At 60.8% G+C, this 23,151-nt stretch carries 20 protein-coding genes; 14 read left to right on the top strand and 6 right to left on the bottom strand.

Annotated elements, in window-relative coordinates:
- Window positions 1-196: 196 nt before the first annotated feature.
- Entirely contained in the window at window positions 197-1,690 is a 1,494-nt protein-coding gene (locus RMP09_RS04255; RefSeq protein WP_310564758.1) for an IS5 family transposase, read from the bottom strand.
- Window positions 1,691-1,965: 275 nt separating this feature from the next.
- Here RMP09_RS04255 and RMP09_RS04260 point away from each other — a divergent pair, with 275 nt between their 5' ends.
- On the top strand, window positions 1,966-2,784 hold the full coding sequence (locus RMP09_RS04260; protein WP_310564759.1) for a hypothetical protein: 819 nt from the start codon (window positions 1,966-1,968) through the stop codon (window positions 2,782-2,784).
- Between the two features lie 38 nt (window positions 2,785-2,822).
- On the opposite strand, the gene RMP09_RS04265 is transcribed toward RMP09_RS04260, so the two are convergent.
- Entirely contained in the window at window positions 2,823-3,104 is a 282-nt protein-coding gene (locus RMP09_RS04265) for a hypothetical protein (protein WP_310564760.1), read from the bottom strand.
- Window positions 3,105-4,067, bottom strand: a complete 963-nt coding sequence (locus tag RMP09_RS04270) for an IS5 family transposase (protein WP_310564761.1) — start codon at window positions 4,065-4,067, stop codon at window positions 3,105-3,107.
- A gap of 322 nt (window positions 4,068-4,389) precedes the next feature.
- Between RMP09_RS04270 and RMP09_RS04275 the strand changes: the two genes are divergently transcribed.
- Window positions 4,390-5,007, top strand: coding sequence for a response regulator (locus RMP09_RS04275; RefSeq protein ID WP_310564762.1), 618 nt, complete (start codon window positions 4,390-4,392; stop codon window positions 5,005-5,007).
- A 190-nt stretch (window positions 5,008-5,197) separates the two neighbouring features.
- Here the strand turns inward: RMP09_RS04275 and minE are convergent, their stop codons facing one another.
- From minE to minC, 3 genes are read right to left on the bottom strand one after another with little or no spacing between them, the layout of a single operon-like run.
- Window positions 5,198-5,467, bottom strand: a complete 270-nt coding sequence (gene minE, locus RMP09_RS04280) for a cell division topological specificity factor MinE (protein WP_310564842.1) — start codon at window positions 5,465-5,467, stop codon at window positions 5,198-5,200.
- Window positions 5,468-5,469: 2 nt separating this feature from the next.
- On the bottom strand, window positions 5,470-6,288 hold the full coding sequence (gene minD / locus RMP09_RS04285; protein WP_310564763.1) for a septum site-determining protein MinD: 819 nt from the start codon (window positions 6,286-6,288) through the stop codon (window positions 5,470-5,472).
- Window positions 6,289-6,343: 55 nt separating this feature from the next.
- The gene (gene minC, locus RMP09_RS04290; protein ID WP_310564764.1) at window positions 6,344-7,117 is read right to left on the bottom strand and encodes a septum site-determining protein MinC; all 774 of its coding nucleotides are present in this window, start codon (window positions 7,115-7,117) and stop codon (window positions 6,344-6,346) included.
- Between the two features lie 854 nt (window positions 7,118-7,971).
- On the opposite strand from minC, the gene RMP09_RS04295 reads away from it, so the two are divergent.
- The 12 genes from RMP09_RS04295 (at window position 7,972) to RMP09_RS04350 (ending at window position 23,039) form a co-directional block, all read left to right on the top strand.
- Complete coding sequence (locus RMP09_RS04295; RefSeq protein ID WP_310564765.1) at window positions 7,972-10,113, top strand: ATP-binding protein; 2,142 nt, start codon at window positions 7,972-7,974, stop codon at window positions 10,111-10,113.
- A 267-nt stretch (window positions 10,114-10,380) separates the two neighbouring features.
- Window positions 10,381-11,262, top strand: coding sequence for a hypothetical protein (locus tag RMP09_RS04300; protein WP_310564766.1), 882 nt, complete (start codon window positions 10,381-10,383; stop codon window positions 11,260-11,262).
- A gap of 201 nt (window positions 11,263-11,463) precedes the next feature.
- Window positions 11,464-11,826 (top strand): hypothetical protein, encoded by a 363-nt coding sequence (locus RMP09_RS04305; RefSeq protein WP_310564767.1) that lies wholly within the window; start codon window positions 11,464-11,466, stop codon window positions 11,824-11,826.
- 31 nt (window positions 11,827-11,857) lie between these two features.
- Entirely contained in the window at window positions 11,858-13,540 is a 1,683-nt protein-coding gene (locus tag RMP09_RS04310) for a CsgG/HfaB family protein (RefSeq protein ID WP_310564768.1), read from the top strand.
- A 114-nt stretch (window positions 13,541-13,654) separates the two neighbouring features.
- Window positions 13,655-14,725: a hypothetical protein gene (locus RMP09_RS04315; protein WP_310564769.1), complete on the top strand. Its 1,071-nt coding sequence runs from the start codon at window positions 13,655-13,657 to the stop codon at window positions 14,723-14,725.
- Window positions 14,726-14,891: 166 nt separating this feature from the next.
- Entirely contained in the window at window positions 14,892-16,727 is a 1,836-nt protein-coding gene (locus RMP09_RS04320; RefSeq protein ID WP_310564770.1) for a M10 family metallopeptidase C-terminal domain-containing protein, read from the top strand.
- 43 nt (window positions 16,728-16,770) lie between these two features.
- Window positions 16,771-17,091 carry a hypothetical protein gene (locus RMP09_RS04325; RefSeq protein ID WP_310564771.1) on the top strand — a complete coding sequence of 107 codons (321 nt, stop codon included), beginning with the start codon at window positions 16,771-16,773 and terminating at the stop codon, window positions 17,089-17,091.
- Between the two features lie 45 nt (window positions 17,092-17,136).
- Window positions 17,137-18,048, top strand: coding sequence for an ExeA family protein (locus RMP09_RS04330; RefSeq protein ID WP_310564772.1), 912 nt, complete (start codon window positions 17,137-17,139; stop codon window positions 18,046-18,048).
- Window positions 18,049-18,590: 542 nt separating this feature from the next.
- Window positions 18,591-19,340, top strand: coding sequence for a tetratricopeptide repeat protein (locus tag RMP09_RS04335; RefSeq protein WP_310564773.1), 750 nt, complete (start codon window positions 18,591-18,593; stop codon window positions 19,338-19,340).
- Between the two features lie 32 nt (window positions 19,341-19,372).
- Complete coding sequence (locus RMP09_RS04340) at window positions 19,373-20,182, top strand: glycosyltransferase (RefSeq protein WP_310564774.1); 810 nt, start codon at window positions 19,373-19,375, stop codon at window positions 20,180-20,182.
- A complete protein-coding gene (locus RMP09_RS04345) occupies window positions 20,183-20,857 on the top strand; it encodes a class I SAM-dependent methyltransferase (RefSeq protein ID WP_310564775.1) in 675 nt (224 codons plus the stop codon).
- 40 nt (window positions 20,858-20,897) lie between these two features.
- Entirely contained in the window at window positions 20,898-23,039 is a 2,142-nt protein-coding gene (locus tag RMP09_RS04350; protein WP_310564776.1) for a tetratricopeptide repeat protein, read from the top strand.
- Window positions 23,040-23,151 lie beyond the last annotated feature (112 nt).

Raw genomic sequence — 23,151 nt, forward strand, 5'->3', positions numbered from 1 at the left:
CGACTGGTTCGGGGAAACCGAAGGAAATTCATTTCCAGATGTCGACGTTCGCGTCGGCCCAGACAATCCCCACCATCAGTGGGTAAGTCTGTGGACATCTCGTGAACGAACAACATAAAGCCTAGTCGACAAACGCGCGCAGATTACCTGCCCAAAAAACAGGCACTCATACTGAGTCAGCCCTGATTTATTCATTTCAGGCGGAAGCGGCGGTTGACGCTGTGCGTGATGCCGACATCGGCCACGAGCGCAACGCCAAACCCCAGTTCGGCGACACGCTCGCCATCGTGCACAGGCGCAAATAAAGCCGCTGCAAGAAGGTGAGTCCCTTCTTGGCAATCATGCGCAGCAGCCAGCGGATGTTGTAGCCCGCAGCGCACAGCACCGCGTGCAGCCGGTCGCCGGTTTCGCCCTTGAGGTGGCAGCGGTCCATGCGGTGATCGGCCTTGAGGTGGCCGATGATCGGTTCGATCGCCTGGCGCCGCCTGAGCTGGCGTCGCTCCTGCGCGCTGATCCGTTTGGTCTTGCCCCGGTGCACGATGTGCACATCCGGGTTGTCCGCATCCACGCCCCGATAGCCCAGATCCACGAACGCCGTCGCGGGCTTGACCGCTCTGTCCTGCATCAGGATCGTGGCCTGCTCCAGTTGCTCGCCCAGCGTGTGCCCGTCGTACGGATTGCCGTGGAACGCCCGGGCGCCCACGATCAGGTTGCCGTTCAGTGTGCTGGCAATGCCCACCTTCACGCCGAACTCGTAGGGTGTTCGGGCCTTGCCCTTGCTGATGCAGTCCACCTCGGGCGTATGCCAGGCGTAGAGCTTGCGCTGTCCGTCCACTGCTTTGCGCTGGCCGCTCTGGTCCACGATGCGCCGGGCTTTGTTCAAGGTCTCACGCAGCGCCTGCCGCACGGCCGCCCCGATGGCGCTGGCCTTGCGCTCGACCTCGCGCTGCAGTCGCCCGACGATGGTGCGCTGACGCTTGATGGCCCGGCGCATGCGCTTGTACTGACGGGCGTGGGCATAGCGGCCGGCTTTGCGCCCGAGTTCTTTGCCCTCCTTGGCAAACGTCTGCTTCCGATCGATGCCCGCCTCCTTGGCCGCCTCCACCAGCTTGGCGCGTGCCTTCTCCAGCAAACGGCTGTCGGTGGGGTGGGCAATGGCCTTGTGCTGCACCGTGCTGTCAACGATCACGCGGCTGAGCTCCTGCGCCTTGATCAGCTTGAGCTCGACGGCCACGTTGATGGTCTGCGCCAGCAGCTCTTCCAAGCCTTCTTCGCCCAGCAACTGGCGGAACTTGACCAGGGTGGTGGCGTCGCACGGGCGGTGGTGCTCAAAGTACGCCTGGCCCGAGAAGAACTGCCAGGTCGGTGTCTCGCCCCAGCGCTCGACGACGTCCTCGTCGGACTCGTTGAACGCGTGCTTGAGGTACAGCAGCGCGATCATGATGCGCAGCGGCACGCGCGGCCGCCCGGCGTTGCTGGCCACCGCCACGCGCTGCACCTGTTCACCAAAGAGGTCCAGGTCCGGCATGGCCACACCGGCGCGCCCCTTGCGGGAGAAAACCTGGGCCACCCGCGCCTCAATCTCCTGCCAGGGCATGCGCGAGGCCAGCACCGCCAGCGGATGGCGCAGGTCGATCATGTGGTCGATGCGCGAGCGAAAGAAATCGTCGGTGGCGGGGCAGGCAAACATCACGGCAGAACTCCCAGAAAACAGCCCCTATTGAAAATCAAACTGGGAGTTCTGCGCTCCCGAGGTCACCCCAGCGGGCCAGTGTTCATGCGGGTTCTGAGGGTTCTTCAGGGGCGACTCACTACAACCGGGCCTTTTCCCCTGCTTTGACGACGCCGAGCAGCTCGGTTTCTAAAGCCTTGGTCCGTGCGACCTGAACGAGCACGCATCACATGTGATGAGCCCCAGTCTTCAGGAACAGGCGCCCATTCGTGGCTGGGAAGCGGCGCAACCGAGTGCAAGCCAACAGCGCGGGGGAACACTGCGACTCCACGCACTTTCTGCTTGATAAATTTGTTATTTATGATGATAATCAGTTTAAAAGATTTTCAATCAGTATCAAGCAACTTGCCCCAGCCTGCCAGCAACTGACCCGCACTCAGATAAGTCGAAGCGACACCCCCCGCACCATATTTCAATCGGCAACTCTGCGGCGACAGACTTCGGCACGCGCCCGTGGCGGACAGAATTCTTCCAACATTCCGGCAGTATCCATGTTCAGTCAAATTGGCAAATCAAACCAATCACGCACCAATTTTCAGCGATTTGAGCACGAGAAATCAAGGCACGGTTCAATTACAAAAACCCATGCCCCATCTTGGCAGCCAAAAACCATTGGCGCCAGACGGTACTACATACTCATGTCACACATCGTCGGAAACAACACATCGGACAACCACATCGTCAACCGCGTCCGAATTGAGCGAGCGATTGCAAATTCGTTGGGGTGTGGTCCATTTTTCCCCTATCACAAAATGACCCTCAAGTCCAAACTAAAGGTCGACTCATTGAGCATGCCAGCAGACCAACTCATCAAGCTCTTGGCCGATCATGCGGAGGACGTATTGACAGACTCAAAAGTCGCGATCGTGATTGATGATTTGCAAATGCTGAGGAGAATTGAACAAAATCAACTAAACCAAAGCACCCAAAAATTGCTGAACGCCGGCATCATGATAACTATCAGTCACCCGGTTAATTCCTCAATGCCATTGGTTACGCCAATCAAAAGCAGCGACTCACTTATCGAGTCACTGCAACAGATTGCAGCATGAATCAGGCGATCCAAAATCGCGCAAGTCACCCCATTAATTTATTGACTTTCCCCACCCAGAGGGAAAAACTGCTGGACTTGCCATCGATTCTTTTCTGATGTGTGAGCAGCAGCTGGTTGCAGGCGCTGCAATTGCTTAGCAAGCTCGCCAATCAGTCCTTTAGGGATGGTGTTCAAAACACGTTTGGGCTCAGCCGATAGCGGGCAGGTTGCCACGACATGAAACAGCGCGACCTGGAACAGGCGAATTCGACGCAATTTCTGCGTTTTCGCAGGCTTTTTTCTGGCCGGCGGCGGCCCCTGGGCTGCTTGCGGACGCACTCATGCCTGCAGCCCTTGCAACAGTCGGCATCGCGCCATCCAAAGATTGCTCAGTGCAAACAGCGTGTGTAACTGGTCCGTGTTTTTGGCCAGTCCTCGATAGCGCACTTTCATGTGGCCGAACTGGCGTTTGATGACCCGGAACGGGTGTTCCACCTTGGCGCGGATTCGGGCCTTGACGTGTTCAAGCTGTTCGAGAACCGCGCCCATGGGACTGCCCTTGTCCAACGCGCGGCGTTTGCCCGGTCGCATGGCCACATGCCAGTTGGCCTTGATGTCTTTGACCTCTTCTCGCTTGGCCACACCCTGATAGCCCGCATCGGCGAACACATCTGTTTCCTCACCGTGCACGAGCGCACTGGCCTGCGTCACATCGTTGACGTTCGCTGCTGTGCCCACCACCGTGTGCACCAGGCCAGAGTCAGCGTCCACGCCGATGCGGCATTTCATGCCGAAATGCCACTGCTTGCCCTTCTTGGTCTGGTGCATTTCGGGGTCGCGCTCACCATCCTTGTTCTTGGTCGAACTGGGCGCGGCAATCAAGGTGGCGTCCACCACTGTGCCTTGTCTGAGCATCAAGCCTTTGTCGGCCAGGGTGGCGTTGACCGCGGCCAGCATCTGCGGGGCCAACTGGTGTTCTTTGAGCAGGTGGCGAAAGCGCAGGATGCTGACCCGGTCGGGGATGCGCTGGACGCTGGACAGTCCCGCGAACTCGCGGTACAGCGTGGTCTCGAACATGGCTTCTTCCATGGCCAGGTCGCTCAGGCCGAACCACTGCAAGAAATGAATGCGCAGCATCGTCACCAGCTCAAACGGCGGGCGTCCGGTCTTGGCACGAGGTGCGTGCGGCGCAATCAACGACAGCAACTCCGTCCACGGCACCACGAGGTTCATCTCGTCGAGGAACAAGGCTTTGCGAGTGCGCCGCGTGCTCAGGCTCAGGCCGAGGTCTTGTTGGGTCATGACGCCATTGTTCGTGTCGTAACTCGCTCACGCCATCCGGGCTTGACCGGGGTTTTGAACACCATCCCAAGCAGGTTGTCAAAACCGTCCTATCTCTTGGCAAGGGGCTTGGTCTGTTCAGCCCACCAACAAGTCAGCAACGTCGGCACGGTCACGGAGGGCACGACAGCCTGGCCTGTACAGGTACGCGCCGTTGGTTCCGCCGAAAGCGCATCCCCTCTCATCAAAGTCCGAGCCACCACCACCACCAAAGAAGGGGGAGTTCAGAACATCAATCATCATTTTTATATGATTTTGTCAAAATTTTTGATAACATCAAAACATGAACGCACTGGCCCCTTCACGCGACATTCTTGAGGTTTGTGGAACCTTGCATGCATCCAAGTTGCTGGGGTTGTCTGTCGGCAGCGTACAGGACCTAGTAGAAAAGGGAGAGCTCAAAGCCTGGAAGACGCGCGGCGGCCATCGGCGGATCTTCATGCATTCAGTCAGAGACTTCCAACGCACCAATGGCTTGACGGTCTGCCCTGCCGAGCCTGCGCCGCCTTTTCGCATCCTGGTCGTGGACGATGATCAGTCCTTCCTGAGGGCCGTGAAAGCCGCCATCAAAAAGTGGAAGATGGACGTCGACTGCACGACGATGGCATCGCCAATCGAAGCCTTGATGAGCATCAACGCGATCCAACCTCGAATCATGCTGATGGCCTTGGCCATGCCGAAATTTGACGGCTCAGAGTTCATCAAACAACTGAGGTCTAACAAGCAATTTGACGCGATGCACCTAGTCGCCTTGGCCTCACCAGTAAAGAGCCCGTCGCGCGCGCACGTGAAGCTGCCACTTGGTGTGTTGCTCGCCAGCAAGCCCGTTGATCTGAATTGGCTGCAAGGGTACGTCGCCGCAGTCAAGTCTAAAGCCACCAAACTCCAAGATCCGCATTGAGCGCAACACGACTACTGGGTCTCCGCTCATACGGGCACCAAGATCATGGAGTTCACTGGTGGCCTGAGCCGGTCGGCGATCTGTCTCCTTTGGCCTGTCCTAGAGGTTGACGTGAGACGGGGGGCGATCTGGTGAACTGAACGGGGCCAGTTTTCTGGCCCAGACGGACATCGATGAGTCCGTGCTCCGATCAACGACGCTTCGATTGATCCGGAAGTTCGACTTTGACTTCCAACACTTCGAGTGTGTCTTGGCGCTGCAAATGCACCTTGATATCGCTAGCATTTACTTGCACATACTTGCTCACAACAGACACCAACTCGTGCTGAAGTTCAGCGAGATAGTCCGGACCAGTTTTACTGTGATCTGAACGCTCAAGTGCAAGAATGATCTGCAAGCGCTCCTTCGCCACGCCAGCGCTATGGCCTTTATCGCCACGAATCAGAGAAGGCAAAGTTATCATCAATGCCACCCACTCAACAGACGCTTAAAATACCCACCTCGGTGAGAACCCAGCGATCTCCATGGCGCATTGACACCCAGGAACCGGTCAACGATATCGCTGTACGCATCAGAAACATCCGTCCCTTTCTGGTAAATCGCCGGGGTCCCTTGATTTGAAGCTGCCAAGACATCCTCAGACTCGGGAACAATGCCAATCAGCGTCAATGGCAGTACGTTCTGGATGTCATCCAGCGACAGCATGTCACCACTGGTCACCCGGTTCGTCGAATAGCGCGTGATCAAGAGGTGTTCCTTGATCGGCTCCTCCTGCGCGATCGCCCGTCGCGTCACCGTTCTGAGCAGCGAAACAATTTTGTCCGAGTCACGCACGCTGGAGATTTCTGGATTGGTCACCACCAGGGCTTCATCGGCAAAGTGCATGGCCATCTGAGCACCGGTTTCAATGCCTGCGGGAGAATCACAGACCACATAGTCGAATCCCATCTGGGCAAGACCATCCATGACCCGCTGAACACCCTCCACGGTCAATGCAGTCTTGTCTCGTGTCTGGCTTGCCGCCAGGATATACAGATCCCCACAGTGCTTGTCCTTGATCAACGCTTGGCTGAGATTGGCCTCATTTTGAATGACACTGATCAGATCGAAAACGACACGCCGCTCGCACCCCATCAGAAGATCAAGATTTCGAAGGCCAATATCGAAATCAATGACTGCCGTCTTGTGGCCCCGCAAGGCCAATCCGGAGGCAAAATTTGCACTGGTGGTGGTTTTTCCAACGCCACCTTTTCCCGAGGTGACGACAACAATTTTTGTCATTGCTACAGAGGTTCTGATTAATACGCCATCGAATCCAATCCAAGTTCATGCACAGTTAGCCGAAAATCTCCTCCATCGACAAGCGCTCACCGGCTGCAGATATAGACAAGCTGATGCGCGCAGCCTTTCCCACCATGGACTGCGGGAGTGGTGCATCTCCCGTGCAATAAACACCCGCAATGGAAACAATCTCCGGCTCCATTGCCAGGGTAAAGATACGAGCTGCCTGATTGCCGCTTGCGCCCGCGATCGCGCGTCCCCGCAAGGGGGCGTAAATGTGGATATTGCCGTCAGCCACCACCTCAGCGCCGGGATTGACCATGCCCAGAATGACCAGGTCTCGCCCCTTGGCGTAGATTTGCTGTCCACAGCGGACCTGGCGCTCAACAACGACCGGGTCGGCCGGCACGCCCCCGACAACACGCTCGCGTGACTCCGCCGGCTCGGGCTTTTTTGTCGGGAGCGACCGCTCTGGCTCGCGTGCGGTGTGCACCAGGCCGTTGGCAAGTGCCGCCGCAATTTGCTGCTCATTGCCTCCTCGGATCGCCACGGGGCGCAACTGATGGGACCGCAACAAATCGATGAGAACCGAGAACTCCAGCGCGGTCTCCAGGTTGCCCGATCCGCAGCCCCCACGCGTCGAGCACGCCTGCGATAAGTCGATGACAACACCCTCTTGATCGAAGAAGTTGGGCATCGCGCCAAACCTGAGATCGAAATCCCGACTCAGAAGCGTGAGATCGGTGCTTCTGAGCACCAAGGCAACCAGCGACAGGTTGCTGCTCTTGATATCGAAGACATACCTGGGATGCACAGTTTGCTGGGTCACGACGTCTCTCCTCGTTGGTTTGCTGCCGTGCTCGGTGAGCACACCTTCTCAACATGAATGTCACAACATCAGATCATCAGTTTAACTCATTTATCAGTTTAAGTAACACAAAACTATATGAAGTCGTTCAAGCACTTTGTGATGCGTGACAACTCTCACAGACGCGCGCGCAGGCGTCTTGTTGCGTTCACCCATCACGGCGGCCCTAGCGGCCCCTCAGAGGAGCCCCCTCCTACGGGTCGCCGATCACAGCAGTGCGACATGACCAAGTCGTCCTGCACCACTCGTGGGCAACAAGTGTCACGTCAAGGTCACCCTGCGCAAGCGACCTGAAGCCCGGCACACCGAGCCGACACGCTCTAGAGATCGGTGATCCCACCATCCCTTTCTGCTCACTGGCTACTGCAGAGGCACGTGACAAACCCTGCTGCCCCCCGCCTCCGGCATCTCATCCGCCTTCGAAAGAGCTTACTGTCGACATCGTCACATTTTCAAGTGATTTTTCATATTTATCATCATTAAATCATTTATCATTTATCATTTCGCATACACATCGCCCCATGATGCGCGATGAAGGCGTCACCGGCGCCCGCCATAGCTGGACTCAGGGATCGACAACTGCAAGACAGTCACACCTGACCATGCATCTTTTGCCCTCTCCGCAGAGCTACCCCCCCCCCCCCCCCCATGCAGGGACAGCACAGCATCCAGATGACTGCGTCGGCCGCAGGCCCCCGCTTGCACACGAACTCCCGGGACCGTGATGCACACCGTCTTGGCTTTTCTTCATCGCATCCCATCCTCCACACACCTGACCTATGAGAGAACACAACACCGCCATGTCACCCCAGCGCATGGCCATCGATCTGCAACGTGCGCGAAACGAACTGCAGATCGAACACGAGAGGGTCGAAAGGCTCCTCAACAAGGTGGATGAACTGCAAGCCGAGCTGGACCGGGTGCAAAACTCGGCGACGCGAGAGCGCGACAGCCGGCTGCAGGCGGAAGAGGCCCTGGGTGAAACACGTGATCGGCTGCAACTGGCGCTGGAAGCCTCCAACCTTGCCATGTGGGACTGGACGCCCAACGCCCCTCAGGTCTTCCTCTCGGCACGCTGGGGTGAGATGCTGGAAACGGGTGTCGTGGATGGCTACTGGGACCTCGCCCAATTGCGTCAGCTCGTGCATCCGGAAGACCTGGCGCAAGTCAAACACGATTTCGAGGGTCTGCTCACCGGTCGACATCAACGGGCCACCACCCAGTTCCGCATCCAGAAAATGGGCCGTTGGCTCTGGATAGAGTCGCACGGCATGGTGGTTGACCGTGACGCCAGCGGCCGGCCGCTGCGCCTCATGGGCACACACGCAGACATCAGCGAACGCAAACGCATCGAGGAGGAGTCACTGCGCGCACGCCGCCTGGCGGAACAGGCCAGCCGGGCCAAGAGCGATTTCCTGGCCAACATCAGCCACGAGGTTCGAACCCCCTTGAATGCACTGATGGGCCTGATCGGCTTGCTGCTGGACACCCCGCTGCAACCCGAACAACGCAAGTGGCTCGAACTGATGGACGAGTCGGCGAACGCGTTGCTGAGCCTCCTCAACGACGTGCTGGACCTGTCGCGCATCGAAGCCGGCAAGCTCCAGATCGAACACGTCCCGTACAACTTGGCCGACCTGCTGCGCGAGGTCGCTCGCCTGTACACCCCGCAAGTTCAAGCCAAGAACATCACGCTCCACACCAAGCTCGACCGGGCGCTGCCCCACGAACTCATGGGCGACCCGGCACGACTAAGACAAATTCTGGTCAACCTCCTGTCCAACGCCGTGAAGTTCACCCCCGTCGGTGGGCAGATCGACCTGAGCGCTCAGGCCGCCCCCCATGCATCGCCGTCGGCGCAGGTCCTTCTCATCCAGGTCAAGGACACGGGCATAGGCATCACCAAAGAGCGACAGGCGGCGATCTTTGATGCCTTCACACAAGAAGACGGGTCAACGGCGCGTCATTACGGCGGCAGCGGTCTGGGGCTGAGCATCTGCTCGCGTCTGGTGCACCTGATGAGCGGGACCATCAGCGTCCTCAGCGAGCGTGGTCAAGGCAGCACCTTCAGTGTTCAGCTCCCTTTGAAACTGCAGCCAAAGGCCAGCGACAACGCCCGTGCTGCGGCTGCACCCCAACCGGCCGATTCAACGACGGACAAACGTTTTACCGGACTGCGCGTCCTGGTGGCGGAAGACCATCCCGTCAACGAACTGCTGCTGCGCAAATTGCTCGAACGCGTCGGCTGCGACGTGGTCTGGGCACACGACGGGGAAGAAGCGGTCGCCCGCTGGCAGGCGGGTTCGATCGACCTCGTGCTCATGGACGTGCAGATGCCGGGCACCGACGGACTGCAAGCCACGCGACGCATCCGCACCATGGAACGCCAACAACTCCAGCGCCCCCGAACGCCCATCATCGCCATCACCGCCAACGCCATGAACGGCGATGAACTCACCTGCCTCGAAGCGGGCATGGATGCCTACACCAGCAAACCCATTCGACTGCCACAACTGCTGCAAACCATGGAACAGGTGCTGCAAGGGCATTCGACACCCGTGCAGAATGCCGCCCCCCCTCCACCATCACCTCGCGAGCCCAGCCTCACACCCGTCGAGCAGTTGCTCAGGGACCTCGACATCGCCCCGGAAAACCAGCGCAATTTCTTGCAGTCGATCGAACGCGACCTCCCCGCTCGGCTGCAAAACCTAGCCACGGCGCTGGAGCATCAGGACAGTGCTCTGGCCATGGCCCAGGCCCACATGCTCAAAGGCAGCCTGGACCTTCTGCAGGCAGACCGCAGTGCCCGGTTTGCACGCGGCCTCGAAATGGCTGCGCGCACGGGCGAATGGAGCCTGTACGCCAAAGTCCTCCCACTCCTGCAAGCCGAAGTCGGGGAGTTGCAGAACGCTGTGACCGACTACGCGCACACCCTCGGCGAACACCCCCCCGAGTAAAAAAACGGACACGGACACCCCTCGCCAACCAGGAGGAAGTGACTTGCACACACGGGTGCCGGCGTGCCCGAAGAAAAATGATTCATCATTTTTATTGCGTACATCATTTTAATTTGGCATACTGATTTCACTGTCAGGGTTCGATGCTCTGGCAGTCCTCCCCCTGACTGTGCTGACACACGGTCTTCAAGCCCCCGGCCCGGGGGCTTTTTTTCGAACCCATGCCACCTGCAGGGTGCCAGCGGACACGAACAAGACCATCGCGCCATGAAAATAACGATCGTCGGAAGCGACCCCAGCAGCCTGGCACTGGCCGTGATGCTCGCGCGTACACACACCGTCACTGTGCTGGAGCGCGACCACCAGCGTGTCGAACAGATCAACAGCGGCCGCCCCCCCCTGCCAGACCCCTACGCCCAGGCCTACCTGTACGCACACCGGCAACTGCTACACATCAAGGCCACCCCCGACGCGCAGCAAGCCCTGCGCGACGCGGCACTCACCATCGTGGGTGAAGCCCAGACCGCACCGCAATCGATCCCCCGGACCGAGCGGCTCCAGGCCAATACCGCGCAAGCCCACCAGGTGCTGGGCGACGCCCTGCCCCTGAACCCCGGCGCCTGGTTTGTCCTGCAAGGGCTGGTGCCGCTGGGCCTGACCACCACGCTGCGCAAGGAACACCTCACCCCCAACGTCATTCGCGCGCCCTACATGGGCGGGCCTGCGGCCACGCTGGAAAGTGGCCTATACCCTCGCCGCATTGTTGTGGGCGCCTGCACGGGGCTGGCACACGTCTATGCCCAGCTGATGCGCAACCAGCTCAAGGACCCCGACGCCCCCATCCTCCTGACCGGCAGCCAGGAGGCAGAGGCCATCGGCCTCCTGCGCGAGCCGCCCTTGAACGAGCCCGCACCAGGCCTGCACCAACTGGTCCAGTACGCGGGCATCCACGGCCTCGCGACCCGTGACCTGATCGATGGGCTGGACCTGCTGGACACCCTGCCCGTGCTGGACACCCCACAGCCCCAGCCGGCCCCCCAGAACACACCCGCCGCCGTTACCGAGGGCGGGGCCAGCAAACCCCGTCGCCCCCTGGAGCCTGCCACCTTCGGCCGCCAGCGCACGCGCGCCAGACGCCTGCGCCGCTGAAACCCCCGGCCATCGGCCGCCGCCCTCCTTGATGACTGACGCAGAACGCGGCGCCAGGCAAGCCTTAGGCATGCCCCGTCGCCCTGAAATCGGTCATAAATCACACCCAAACATCATTTATCATCTTGAAATGATCTTAATGATTTAAATCTTATTTTTTGATTCAAATCAGTTTAAGATTGTCATCACACAGAGGCTCACATGTCATTCCTGCCCTACAGCATCGGACTCGTTCTCGTGTTCAGCACCGCCGCCCAGGCCGACTCCGGCGGCAGCGACTGGAACACCTCGTACGGTTTTGCGGGCGTGGCGCGGCACCAGACCAACCTGACGCAGGCCGACCTCATCGCCAAGCGCGAGGCGGGCTACTACAACAACATCGGCAACACCGAGGTCTACAACATCACGACCAACACGATCGGGACCATGAACACGATGACCTCGACGGTCGAAGGCAACAACAACAACATCACCGCCGACTCCCAGTCCTCGGGCAGCATGGACGCCTCGGTGCAGATCCAGTCCCTCACGGGCTCGAACATCTCCCAGGACAAAGCGTATTGAGCGCCCCATGTGCTCTTGTCCGTCCACCCCTATGAGCCGCAGGCAGCGCGCCTTGCTCCAGGCGGCCACCGTCGCCGGGCTGGCTTTGTTGTCCGCCTGTGCCAGCGTTCAGCAAAGTGCCCGTGGCTTCGAATCGCCTCCCCTGCCGCAAAACGAACCGCTGGTCAAAGGCCCCGCGGTCACCACCCTCGTCACGCCGTTTGACCGCGCCCTCAGCTGCCTGGACGGCCGCATCAACAAAGACAGCCTGCGCTTCGCCGTGGGCGCCATCACCGACTCCACCGGCAAAGAGCAGGTCACCGACGGCGGTGCCGGCAAATTCTTGACCCAGGGCGCAGGCGACATCGTGCAGTCGGCCCTGTTCATGGCCGGCGCCAGCGTGGTCAACCGGCGCGACCCCCGCATCATCGAGAACGAAGCCAAGTGGGGGCTGATCGACGTCAAGAAGCAGGCCAGCACCACCTTCTTCATCACCGGCAGTATCAACAGCCTGGACTTTCTGCCCGGTGGCGGCTACGACCTGCAGGTGGCTGGCCTGGGGCCGCGTTCCCGCCAGCAACGCATCCTGGTCGGCCTGGACCTGTCGCTCACCGACGTGCGCACCGGCCGCATCGTGGCCAACGTGCCGCTGCAAAAGCAAGTGGTCTCCACCGAAGACGGTTTTGGCATCGGCCGCTTTTTCGGCACCACCCTCGTCAGCGGCGACTTCGGCAGCAAACAGCGCGAGGCGCTCAACCTCGTGCTGCGCCAGATGCTCAACCTGGCCACCTTTGAACTGCTCACCCAGGTCATGAACCCCGCCATGTACGGCGACTGCATGGCCATGATCGAAGAAGTGGACGGCGTCACCGACAACTCGCGCAGCCGCCGCCGCCTGCAGGAATACCTGAGCGCCCAGAACAAAGCCGCTGGCCTGGCCGGCAACAAAGGCGGCACCACCGCCGCCCCGGCCGGCACTGCCACCGCCACTGCGCCCCGCCAGGGCAGCACCGTCACGCCCAACCGCGCCGCCGCCGGGGCCGGTGCCAACACCACCCCGCCCAGCGTGGCGCCCGCCCAGGCTGCCACCGCCCAGCCCACCGTGGTGGCGGCCCCTGCCACCGTTGCCACGGCTGCCACCACGGCCACCGCCCAGCCAGCGCCCCCCCAGGGCACCAGCCCAACAACACCGGCCGTGGCCACCGCCGACGACCCCAACGCCGGCCCGACCGAGCAGGCCCCGTTCTTCAGCGAAGAACAAACCCAAACCTCGCGCGCCGCGCTCCAGGCCCTGGCCTTGCCCACGCCCAGCCAGCCCCCACGCAATGGCAACGCCAACACCCCTTTTTCGGGCCCCGTGGTGGCCGTCGGCACAACGGCATCGGCTCCGGCCAGCGCCACGCGGTCGGCGGAGCAGGCGCCCTGCGCCTTCGGACCCGGCGCCTTTCCCCCCGTCACGCCGCTGCTGGCGCGCGGGCCCGGCACCAGCCTGCTGGTGCGCAGCAGCACCGACCAGACCCTCTGCCTGGCCGACCCGTCGGGCCGCTTCGTGCCCCACCCCCTGCGGGCCGGTGTGCAGCAACGGTTTGACGGCCGCGCACCTTGGCGCTTGCAGGCCGAGCGCCTGGCCGAACTCGACATCGTGTTCCAGGGCCTGCCGCTGCGCCTGCCCTCGTACGTGAAAGACCGGCTGGAGCTGCTCGAACGCCCCTGGGCGCCGCCACCCGCCGGCTGACACCACACACACAGCCCCGTACCCAGCCCCTGTTATTGAGAAAAGACCTGCCATCTTCAACACCCCATCAGCGCCAAGGGCAGGCTTGGCGTTACAACTTTTTGGAGTATTTCCATGATCAGCAAAAAACTCGCGATTGCTGCCGCAACGGCGCTGATGCTCGCAGGCATGGGCGCAGCCCAGGCACAGACGTCGACCCCGACCACAACCTCGGAGACGCAGCCGACGGGCCTGATGACCGAGCTGTCCAGTTCCCTTGCCAACATTTTCAACGCGGGAATGACCACAACGATCATCGATGCGGTCGCAGGTACGCCCGCGACTTACGGGGATATTTCCACCGACACCGACTATGCAGCCCTGTCAGCTGAAGAGAAGGCTCTTCAAAGCAAGTACGTCATCGTTGACGGCGCATATGTGACGGCGCCTAGCGACACGACGGGCCTCACGGTGTATTACATGAAGACACCGGCGGTTGAAGGTGTCCTCGCCAGCACCGTTTACACGGCCGTCAACCCGGTTGACATCACCGCCCTGGCAGGTGCGGTCAACATGTCCACCATCAACGGCTCGATCGACATCAGCGGCGCCAACGTGAGCATCAAGGGCGTGGAGGGCGAGGTGTCGGCCAAGGCTGAGGCCATTGCCACCACCACGTCGGACGCCAGCGCGTTCGCCATCAACGGCAGCAAGTTCGCCACCACCGTGATCGGTGCCATGAACAGCGCCACGCTGGACGTGATGAACAAGACGGTGGATATCGACAAGACCTTCAATGCTTCGCTGAACATCGTTTCGCTGGCTGGTGAAACCGGCACCGCTGGTTCGTCCCTTTCGCTGCCGTCCCTCGGAGCGACCGACCTCATGGGGACGATTAGCGGCGGCGATTTGGTTACCGCTACTGGCGCATTCGACTTGGGTGGTCTGACCAGCGATGTCTCGCAGACCGCCAGCAGCCTGACGGAAGAACTGCAGTCGATGAACGTCTTCAACATGGCGCTGAACATGGCACCGGTCGTGGCCGGCGTGAAGATCGCCGCCACGGTTGACACCGATGCCTGGTTCCTGAACCCGCAAACCGGCGTGGTCGATCTGAGCAACATCCAGATCTCCACCACCGCCATTGGCGCTATGAACTCCAGCCTGACCCACCTGGGTGCCAACCTGACGACCCTGGCCAAGTAATGGCCTGAGGCCCGGGGGTGCGCGTGGTGCGACCACCGCACAGCAGCCACCCCGGGCCATAGCCTCCTGCCGGTGGCCACGCGTGAGCGCGGCCCCGGCGGGAGGCTTGTTTCGATCGCTTCCAGCCGCCTCCGGGCGCCCCCCATTTGTAGAAAACGCCCCTGCCATGAGCCAGCCCGCCGCCTTGACTTCGAAGCCGAGCAGCAGCCCCGCGCTGCCCACGCCAGCGCCCGCCGCCCAACTTGCGGCCCCACTGCTGCACCACATGGTTGTCGTGCCCAGCGGGCCCCAGCCCGTGCACATGCCCACGCTGGCACCCGCGCGTGCAACCGGCAAACGCCCGCTGCAGGCTGCGGCCGATGCGCGCGAGCCCCTGCCCGAAGACGAAGCCCAGCTGCTGGCCCAGGCCGACACCGGCACCACCTCGGTGCAAGACACCCTGCTCTCGCAGCTGGCGACCGGCGGCAGCGCTGCCGCACCGGCCGCCCCCGAAGCATGCCCGGTGAACGAGCCCGGCACGGTCGACGCCTGCGGCGTGGCTGGTGCGGCCGACGCCCACCCTGTCGGCGGCGCCATCTGGCTGCTGGGCCTGCTGCCCCTGCTAGGGACCGGCGGTGGCGGCGACGATGCCCCCGCCCCGGGCCCGACCACCATTTATCCCACCCCGCTGACGCCACCGGCTCCGGGCACCGAAACGCCCACCATCAACGGATCATTTCCGGCGCCGCACCCCATTGACAGCAGAGACGACGACGGTCAACTGCTGGCCAACTTCGACTCCAACCAGCCCTCTGCGGTGTTCAGCGTGAAGAGGGTCGTCGACGCGGCGACCGGCGCCGAAGTGACCGGGCGCCATGCCTCTGGCAATGGCGCCTACGACCCCGACGAGTATGCGGCGTACGACGACCCCGCGAACCCGGAACACCCGTGGTTCTACCTGGACACGACCAGCGGCGAGCTCTACCTGACCGCCGCCGGCGCCAAGGCCCAGTGCATTGGCCAGAGCTTCACGGTGACGGTGCAGGCGGTGGCCAACGGCATCACCAGCGCAGAAGGCTCGGTGACCTTCACCCTGACGGCGCCCACCACCGGCACCACCTACGACCTGCTCACTGCGCTGCATTCGTCGCCCTTGGAGCCCTCGGCTCCCAGTTCAGACTACGACGTGGTGCGCGTGTACCAGGGCGACGCCGATCTCAGCAGCATGCAGATTTTTGCGGGCCAGATTTCATCGCTCTCAGACCCCACGCATTTGTTCATCGAGGTCAACGATGGCTACGCCGATGTGGCCCAACAATTGAGCTACGAGGGCTCGACCTCCGCACCGGTGGAGTACCTGACCTTCATGGAGCACGGTTCGTACTATGGCTACGATTTCGGCACCGCCAGCGAGCTGAACTACTACAAGATTGATTCCGATCTGGATGGACAGGGGAGCAGCTGCGGCGATCTGCTGTTCGACGTGTTCGACGCGGGGGGGGGCAGCCTGGCCGTGTTCAATGGCGGCGGCGGCAACGACCTGATCTTCACCGACCCGTTGTTCACGCTGGGCAATCCCTCGCTCAGCGGCAGCATTGCTCAACAGGGCCAGCCCGATCAGCTGAACGGCGGGACCGGCAACGACTTGCTGGTGGCCGGCGGCGGTGCCGATACGCTGAACGGTGGCACAGGCAACGATGTGCTGATCGGCGGTTACGGTCAGGACCAGCTGACCGGTGGTGCCGGCGCCGACATCTTTGTTTTCAACGCCACCCCGGGCGGCGCCCACGCCGACACGATCATGGATTTCGTGACGGGCACCGACAAGATCATGCTTGATGGTCGGATCTTTCAAGGCATCGATGGCGAACTGTCGAACCTGGCAAGTTCGGTGACCTACAACCCGACCAACGGCCAACTGTCGTACGGCGCACAGGTGTTTGCCATCCTGGACAGCGCGCCGGCGACGCTGGCGCTGGACGGCACGAACTTCGAGATCGTGCACCCGGTGCTGGTGGGCTGAGCACGGACCTCACAAGCGAAACACAACCTGGAATCGAACCGACATGAAAAGCATCTGGATCTGTGTGCTGGGAACGGCTGTTGTGCTGGCCCTGGGTGGCTGCGCCGCTTCGCGCGGCAGCAAGCAAGACGACACGCCTCCCCGCCTGGTGGAGCGCAGCAAGGTGATTGCCTGGGACCGCGGCGAGGCGTTTGGCCCCGTGCCGCTGCAACTGGCCTCGCTGGCCGCGGTGCACTGTGCGGCCATGGACACCCAGGAAACCAAGTGGGAGCCCGAGGGCTTCCATGCCAAGGCCCAGGACCTGGAGGGCAAGACCTTCCCGGGCGGCGGCTATTTCTGCAAGGGCCGGGCCCGCGCCAAGTGACCCCGCCGCGGGCGTGTACCGCCCGCGGCCCACCCCGTACCGCACATGTACCTTGAGCACTTTGGGTTGCAGGAGTTGCCGTTCTCCATCACACCCAACACCCCGTATTTTTTTGCCTCCAAATCGGCCCACGAGGCACTGAACACTTTGCTGGTGGCGGTGTCCATGGGCGAAGGGTTCATGAAGATCACCGGCGAGGTGGGCACCGGCAAAACCCTGCTGTGCCGCAAGCTGCTGGGCGCACTGGACGAGCGCTACGAGGTGGCCTACATCTTCAACCCCTACCTGGACCCGATGGCCCTGTTCGTGGAACTGGCGTCGGAGCTGGGCCTGCCCAGGCCCCCCTCCAAAATGATCGGGCAGCACGAGGTGCTCAATGCCCTGACCCGGCGGGTGCTGGAACTCAATGAGCAAGGCAAGCGCGTGGTGATCTGCCTCGATGAGGTCCAGGCCATGCCGGTCGAAACGCTGGAAGCGCTGCGCCTGCTGACCAACCTGGAAACCGAAAACCGCAAGCTGCTGCAGGTCATCATCTTCGGCCAGCCAGAGCTGGACGAACGGCTGAACCAGCCGTCCGTGCGCCAGCTGCGCCAGCGCATCACGTTTCAATACGTGCTCAAACCCTTGAGCAACACCGAGTTCGAGTACTACATCCTGCACCGGCTGGCCACGGCGGGCTGCCATCGCGGGCAACTGTTCACCCAGCCGGCCTTGTGGTGGCTGCGCCGCAAGTCGCGCCGCATACCGCGGTTGATCAACATCCTGGCCAACAAGTCGCTGATGGCCGCCTATGGCCGTGGCAAACGCCTGGTGGGGCTGAGCGAAGTGATGAGCGCGGTGCGCGACACGGACTCGGTGCGGCTAGAGGGACGCGAGCGCTTGTGGATCTGGGCCGCGGTGCTGGCGCTGGCGGCGGGTTTGGCGCTGGCGGTCGCCAGTGGGGAGGGCTTGCTTTGAGCCTGATCAACGACATGCTGCACGACCTGGCCAGCCGGGAACGGGGAATTCACTGGGCGGACGTCAAACCCGGTGCCTACAGCCCGCTGCCACGGGCAGGCGCCTTGCCCAGCGCGACGGGGCTGAACAGCCAGCACTGGTGGCGCCCGTTGCTGTGGCTGAACGTGCTGCTGATCATGAGCCTGGTGGCACTTGCCGCGACCTGGTGGTTGCATCGCCCGGCTGGCTGGCCGAATGGCCCGCTGACGGAGACAGCCTCCGTGCAGGCGCCGGAACCTGTTCTGGCCACGTCCGCCACGCCAGCCCCCAGTGCCGAACCGGCGCATCCATCGGTACCCGCACCAGGGCAGACGACAGACAGCCTGGCTGTCACGACCACGCTGCCTGCGTCGCCCACCAGTTCCGTCACCCTGAGCGCCATTGTCACGGCCCCGGAGTTGTCCCAGCCGCCCGTTGCCACACGCACGGTCAGTGTTGCGCCAAAGGCCACCCCGGTCGCTGAAAGGCCTCTGGCCAAACGGACTGACGCCCCCCCGCCGGCGGTGAAAGCACCACCGGTGCAGACCGCTGCGATGCCGGTGGTTGCGGCGCCGGCCACCGTTGGCAACCCGCCGCGTGCGGACAAGCCTCCTCAAACCACGCCCGAGCCCACCACCAGCGCCGCCCCATCGCGAGCGACACCAGGCACGCCCACGCTGGCCAGCGAAAGCAGCGCCCAGTGGGCTGAGAACCGGCTCCTGCAAGCGCGCACGGAGCGCAAGCAAGGCGCCCACGAGGCGGCGGTGCTGTCCTTCAAGGCGCTGCTGCAGCAACAGCCCCAGCACGTGGCCGCGCGACTGGAACTCGCGTCGCTGTTGCAGGAGCGCAAACAACCGTCAGCAGCGGCCGACCTGCTGAGCGAAGGCCTGATGCTGTTGCCCCGTCAGACCAGCTTCACCCTGGCCCTGGCCCCTCTGTGGATACAGGCCGGCCAGCAGGCCGACGCCATGGCCCTGCTGGAACAGGGTGCACGCCATGCTTCGCCCAAAGACGGGCCGTACCACGCGTACTACGCCTCACAACTGCTCAGGCTCAAACGCCCGGTACAGGCACAGCAGCACTTTGAGCTGGCGGTGGCCAGCGACCCCGGCAGGGGCGAATGGCTGCTGGGTCTGGGTTTGGCCTTGCAGGCCAACGGCAAGACACCGGAAGCGATTGCCGCGCTCCAGCGGGCCAGCGCCAGCGGCCAGCTCGCCCCCCAAAACAAGGCCATGGTGGAACAAGCCATTGCGCGGCTGCAGAAGGGTTCATGAGCGAGTGAAGCGGCTTGCGCTGTGCAGCGTTGATGCCGAACCAGAACCATTGCGCTCCCCACGGCACTCGCATAGCGGTTCAATCAACCGTGCGGCACCGGCAACGCAATGGTGATTTTGGCGCCTCCCAAAAGGGTGCTTCGAATCAATTAGCAGTCAGAATGGACATCAAAATAGTTATCGCCACTCGAAAGTCGGAGCGTGATTTCTACACCGAGACGGCCACCGGTCGCTCTCTATCCATCAATCGGCCACCGTTTCTCGACGTCAGACTTTTTCCTGAAAACACGCAAGGATTGCCCGCGGTCTACAACCAGGCCATTCGAGAAACCATAGAAAAGCCCTGCACGCTCATATTTGCTCACGACGACTTGCACATACTTGACTACTATTGGTGCAGTCGCCTGCATGAGGGATTGAAACACTTCGAGATACTGGGGCTGGCTGGCAATAAACGTCGTGTGCCAATGCAGCCCACTTGGCTCCACATAGACACCCATTTTACGATAGACATGCAACAAAACCTCAGTGGTGTTGTCGGGCATGGCAATGGATTCCCTCCTGATCGGCTCAACCTATTTGGAACACCCAGGCAACAAGTGAAACTGCTGGATGGACTGTTGCTGGCGACTGAGAGCCAGACACTCCTCTCGAATACACTGTTCTTTGACGAGACATTCAAATTTCACTTCTACGACCTCGATTTCTGTCGCCAAGCAGAAGAGAAGAATATTTCGTGTGGCACCTGGGATCTGGCTTTGATCCACGAAAGCAAAGGAAATTTCAGCACTCCCGCCTGGAATGAAGCCTATCAAGACTATATCAAAAAATGGCGAGAGTGAATGAAACAGACACCTGCCCATGATGGCCACAATCCCGACCTGCTTCGAATGATTCCCCAGAGCGCCTCTAGGCTGATTGAGATTGGCTGCAGTTCGGGAGCACTCGCACGGGCGTATAAAGAGCTGAATCCAACCTGTCATTACAGGGGCGTAGACGTCGATCCTGAATATGCCGAAATTGCCAGAAACTACACCGATGAATGCCTGACCCTGGACATTGAGCATGGCGACCATGAATTTTGGCAAAAAAATGCAGATCGCGATTGCTGGATATTCGGCGACACACTCGAACACCTCAGAGATCCCTGGCTGGTGCTCAGCCGAATCAAAAGCCATCTACCAGCCCACGGGTGTGTGGTCGCATGCATTCCAAATGCGCAACATTGGTCACTTCAGGTCAGATTGTGCCTCGGCGACTTCAGGTACCAAGACAGCGGACTGCTCGACAGAACACATTTGCGATGGTTCACGCGCCAGACCATCATAGAAATGTTCGATCAGGCTGGATTCAAAATTGAGGCCGGCATTGCCAGAACCTTCGACGAACCCAACCGCATGCCATTCATTCAATTGATTGAGCAAATGGCCCAAAGTGCCGGCACCGACTCCAGTCAAGCGGTTCAAGACGCCCTGCCCCTGCAGTATGTGTTTCGAGCCGTTGCCAAGAGCAATTGATATCACTGAAAAACAGAGCCCGACCAAACATATCCGTCGCATGGCAAATAGCATTCAAATCCAGGAACTGTTTACCAAGGGATTTCACCTGCACCAACGGGGCGATCTTGCAAATGCCTGGATACTCTACCAGCAGGTCAGCGCACTGGAACCGCAGCATTTTGATGCGCTGCACATGCGGGCCATTGTTCAGCTGCAGACGGGTCATATTGAAATCGCAAGAACACTGTTCATCCAAGCCATTGGGTTGAATCCACTGAGTGATTCGGCCCATCTCAACCTGGCACTGGTTGAGGAAAAAATGGGGCATTGGGCCGAGGCTCATGGCCTGCTCGAACAGGCGATACGGCTGAACGACCGCAACGCCACGGCTTGGAACAACAAAGGCAGCCTGCTGAACAAGACCGGGGCTTACTCCGAGGCGCTTCGATGTTTCGAAAATGCGATCGACTTGAACCCGGGGTATGCCGAAGCCCTCACCAATCGGGCCAATGCCTTGTTGAAACTGGGCCGCGTTGACGACGCGCTGACAGGGTTCGAGGCCGCATTGAACGCCTCCCCCCCGTCCAGCCCAAGCCAAATCCAGGCGAACTGCGGCATGGGACTGATCTACAAGCAGAAAAGTCAGCTGGATCTGGCCAAGTCTTGTTTTGACAAGGTGATTGCCGGCGAGCCAAGTCATGCCGATGCCCACTTCAACCTGGGCATGATTCACCACGAGCGCAAAGAATACGCCTTGGCTCTGGCGGCATACGAAACAGCCGCCAGACTCAAGCCCAACATCGATTATCTGGACGGCTATCACCTGTATGCAAAAAATGCCATTTGCGACTGGTCCGATTCCGATACCGAAACACATCACCTGGAACAGGGCATCCACGCCGGACACAAAGCCGCTCCGCCATTTGGCTTCCTTTCCATCTTTGAGAGCGCCAAAACGCAGTACATGGCGGCCGGCGTGATTGCCGCCGATTTGAAGCATCGCGAAGCGTTTGCCACACCACCACCCAAGCAACAGCCGCAAGCGTTGCCAACGATCGCGACTCAACCAAGCAAAAACCGCATCCGGATCGGCTATTTGTCCTGCGATTTTCGATTGCATGCTGTTGCCCGGCTCATTGTGGAACTGATCGAGTTGCACGATCGCAGCATTTTTGAGGTCTATGGGTTTTGCTGGTCGCCAGAAGATGGGTCGGCGCTACAAAGTCGAATCAGATCGGCGTTCGATCATTTCGTCAAGATTCATACTCTGACCGATGCACAAGCGGCCGAAATGATCGACAAACGGGAACTGGATGTGCTCGTGGATTTGCAGGGCATGACGAATGGTGCGCGCCCAGGCATTTTGATGCGGCGACCCGCCAATGCCATTCAGATCAGCTATCTTGGCATGCCCGGCACATCGGGCCTGCCTTCACTCGATTACATCGTCGGTGACGAATTTATATTCCCACGTGAACTGGAGTCTTTCATGTCGGAAAAGCCATTGCGCGTCCCCGTGTGTTTTCAGGTGAGTGACCGGCAACGTGCATCGGGTTTGCCCATGAAGAGAGCAGACTGTGGGTTGCCGGACGGCCTGTTCGTGTTTGCCGTGTTCAACAACAGCTACAAAATCAACCCGGCGCTGTTCCAATGCTGGATGCGGATATTGAAGGCCACGCCCCTATCGTGTCTCTGGCTTGTTCATGACAACGCGGCGGTTGTGGAGAACCTGCGGCGCGAGGCGGCCAGCGCAGGCATTGACCCTGATCGGCTGATTTTTTCGGCGAAGACTTCCACCGAAGAGTACATGTCGCGTCTGGCGTTGCCCGATCTGGCGCTCGATACCTTCCCGTACAACGCCGGCACCATTGCCAACGATCTGCTGTGGATGGGGACCCCGATTCTGACCCTGAGCGGAGCTTGCTATGCCTCGCGCATGTGCGGCAGCTTGCTGGCCGCTGTGGGTGCTCCTGAATTGATTGCCTACAGCCTGAGCGAATATGAAAAGAAGGCCATTTCCCTGGCGCAAGATCGCGCATTCTTGATGGCCTTCAGAAACCGGATGGCAGCACGGGATCAACCCCTGTTTGACACACCAAGCCGGGTCAAAGACTACGAGAACGCGATTGCCCGCTTGTTCATGGATGAACCGGCCATGGTGGAACGGTTGAAGGCGGGACAGGCGCAAGACCCGGCATAGAGGCATCAGGGCCGCTGCGCGACTTGCAGCCCATCGGCTGCAGCCGCCTCCCCTCCCCATCGCGCCCGGAAGCGGCCCCCACCAGACGACGGGCACGGTCAGAACGGTACAC

The organism is Hydrogenophaga sp., from assembly GCF_031426985.1.
Lineage (GTDB): Bacteria > Pseudomonadota > Gammaproteobacteria > Burkholderiales > Burkholderiaceae_C > Hydrogenophaga.

Excerpts from the sequence above, each read along its gene's own strand:
- RMP09_RS04330 (WP_310564772.1), top strand. The coding sequence starts at position 17,137 with ATGTACCTTGAGCACTTTGGGTTGCAGGAGTTGCCGTTCTCCATCACA.
- RMP09_RS04325 (WP_310564771.1), top strand. The coding sequence starts at position 16,771 with ATGAAAAGCATCTGGATCTGTGTGCTGGGAACGGCTGTTGTGCTGGCC.
- RMP09_RS04320 (WP_310564770.1), top strand. The coding sequence starts at position 14,892 with ATGAGCCAGCCCGCCGCCTTGACTTCGAAGCCGAGCAGCAGCCCCGCG.
- RMP09_RS04305 (WP_310564767.1), top strand. The coding sequence starts at position 11,464 with ATGTCATTCCTGCCCTACAGCATCGGACTCGTTCTCGTGTTCAGCACC.
- RMP09_RS04350 (WP_310564776.1), top strand. The coding sequence starts at position 20,898 with ATGGCAAATAGCATTCAAATCCAGGAACTGTTTACCAAGGGATTTCAC.
- RMP09_RS04255 (WP_310564758.1), bottom strand. The coding sequence starts at position 1,690 with ATGTTTGCCTGCCCCGCCACCGACGATTTCTTTCGCTCGCGCATCGAC.
- RMP09_RS04340 (WP_310564774.1), top strand. The coding sequence starts at position 19,373 with ATGCCGAACCAGAACCATTGCGCTCCCCACGGCACTCGCATAGCGGTT.
- RMP09_RS04310 (WP_310564768.1), top strand. The coding sequence starts at position 11,858 with ATGAGCCGCAGGCAGCGCGCCTTGCTCCAGGCGGCCACCGTCGCCGGG.
- RMP09_RS04295 (WP_310564765.1), top strand. The coding sequence starts at position 7,972 with ATGGCCATCGATCTGCAACGTGCGCGAAACGAACTGCAGATCGAACAC.
- RMP09_RS04275 (WP_310564762.1), top strand. The coding sequence starts at position 4,390 with ATGAACGCACTGGCCCCTTCACGCGACATTCTTGAGGTTTGTGGAACC.
- RMP09_RS04315 (WP_310564769.1), top strand. The coding sequence starts at position 13,655 with ATGATCAGCAAAAAACTCGCGATTGCTGCCGCAACGGCGCTGATGCTC.
- RMP09_RS04270 (WP_310564761.1), bottom strand. The coding sequence starts at position 4,067 with ATGACCCAACAAGACCTCGGCCTGAGCCTGAGCACGCGGCGCACTCGC.
- RMP09_RS04345 (WP_310564775.1), top strand. The coding sequence starts at position 20,183 with ATGAAACAGACACCTGCCCATGATGGCCACAATCCCGACCTGCTTCGA.
- minD (WP_310564763.1), bottom strand. The coding sequence starts at position 6,288 with ATGACAAAAATTGTTGTCGTCACCTCGGGAAAAGGTGGCGTTGGAAAA.
- RMP09_RS04300 (WP_310564766.1), top strand. The coding sequence starts at position 10,381 with ATGAAAATAACGATCGTCGGAAGCGACCCCAGCAGCCTGGCACTGGCC.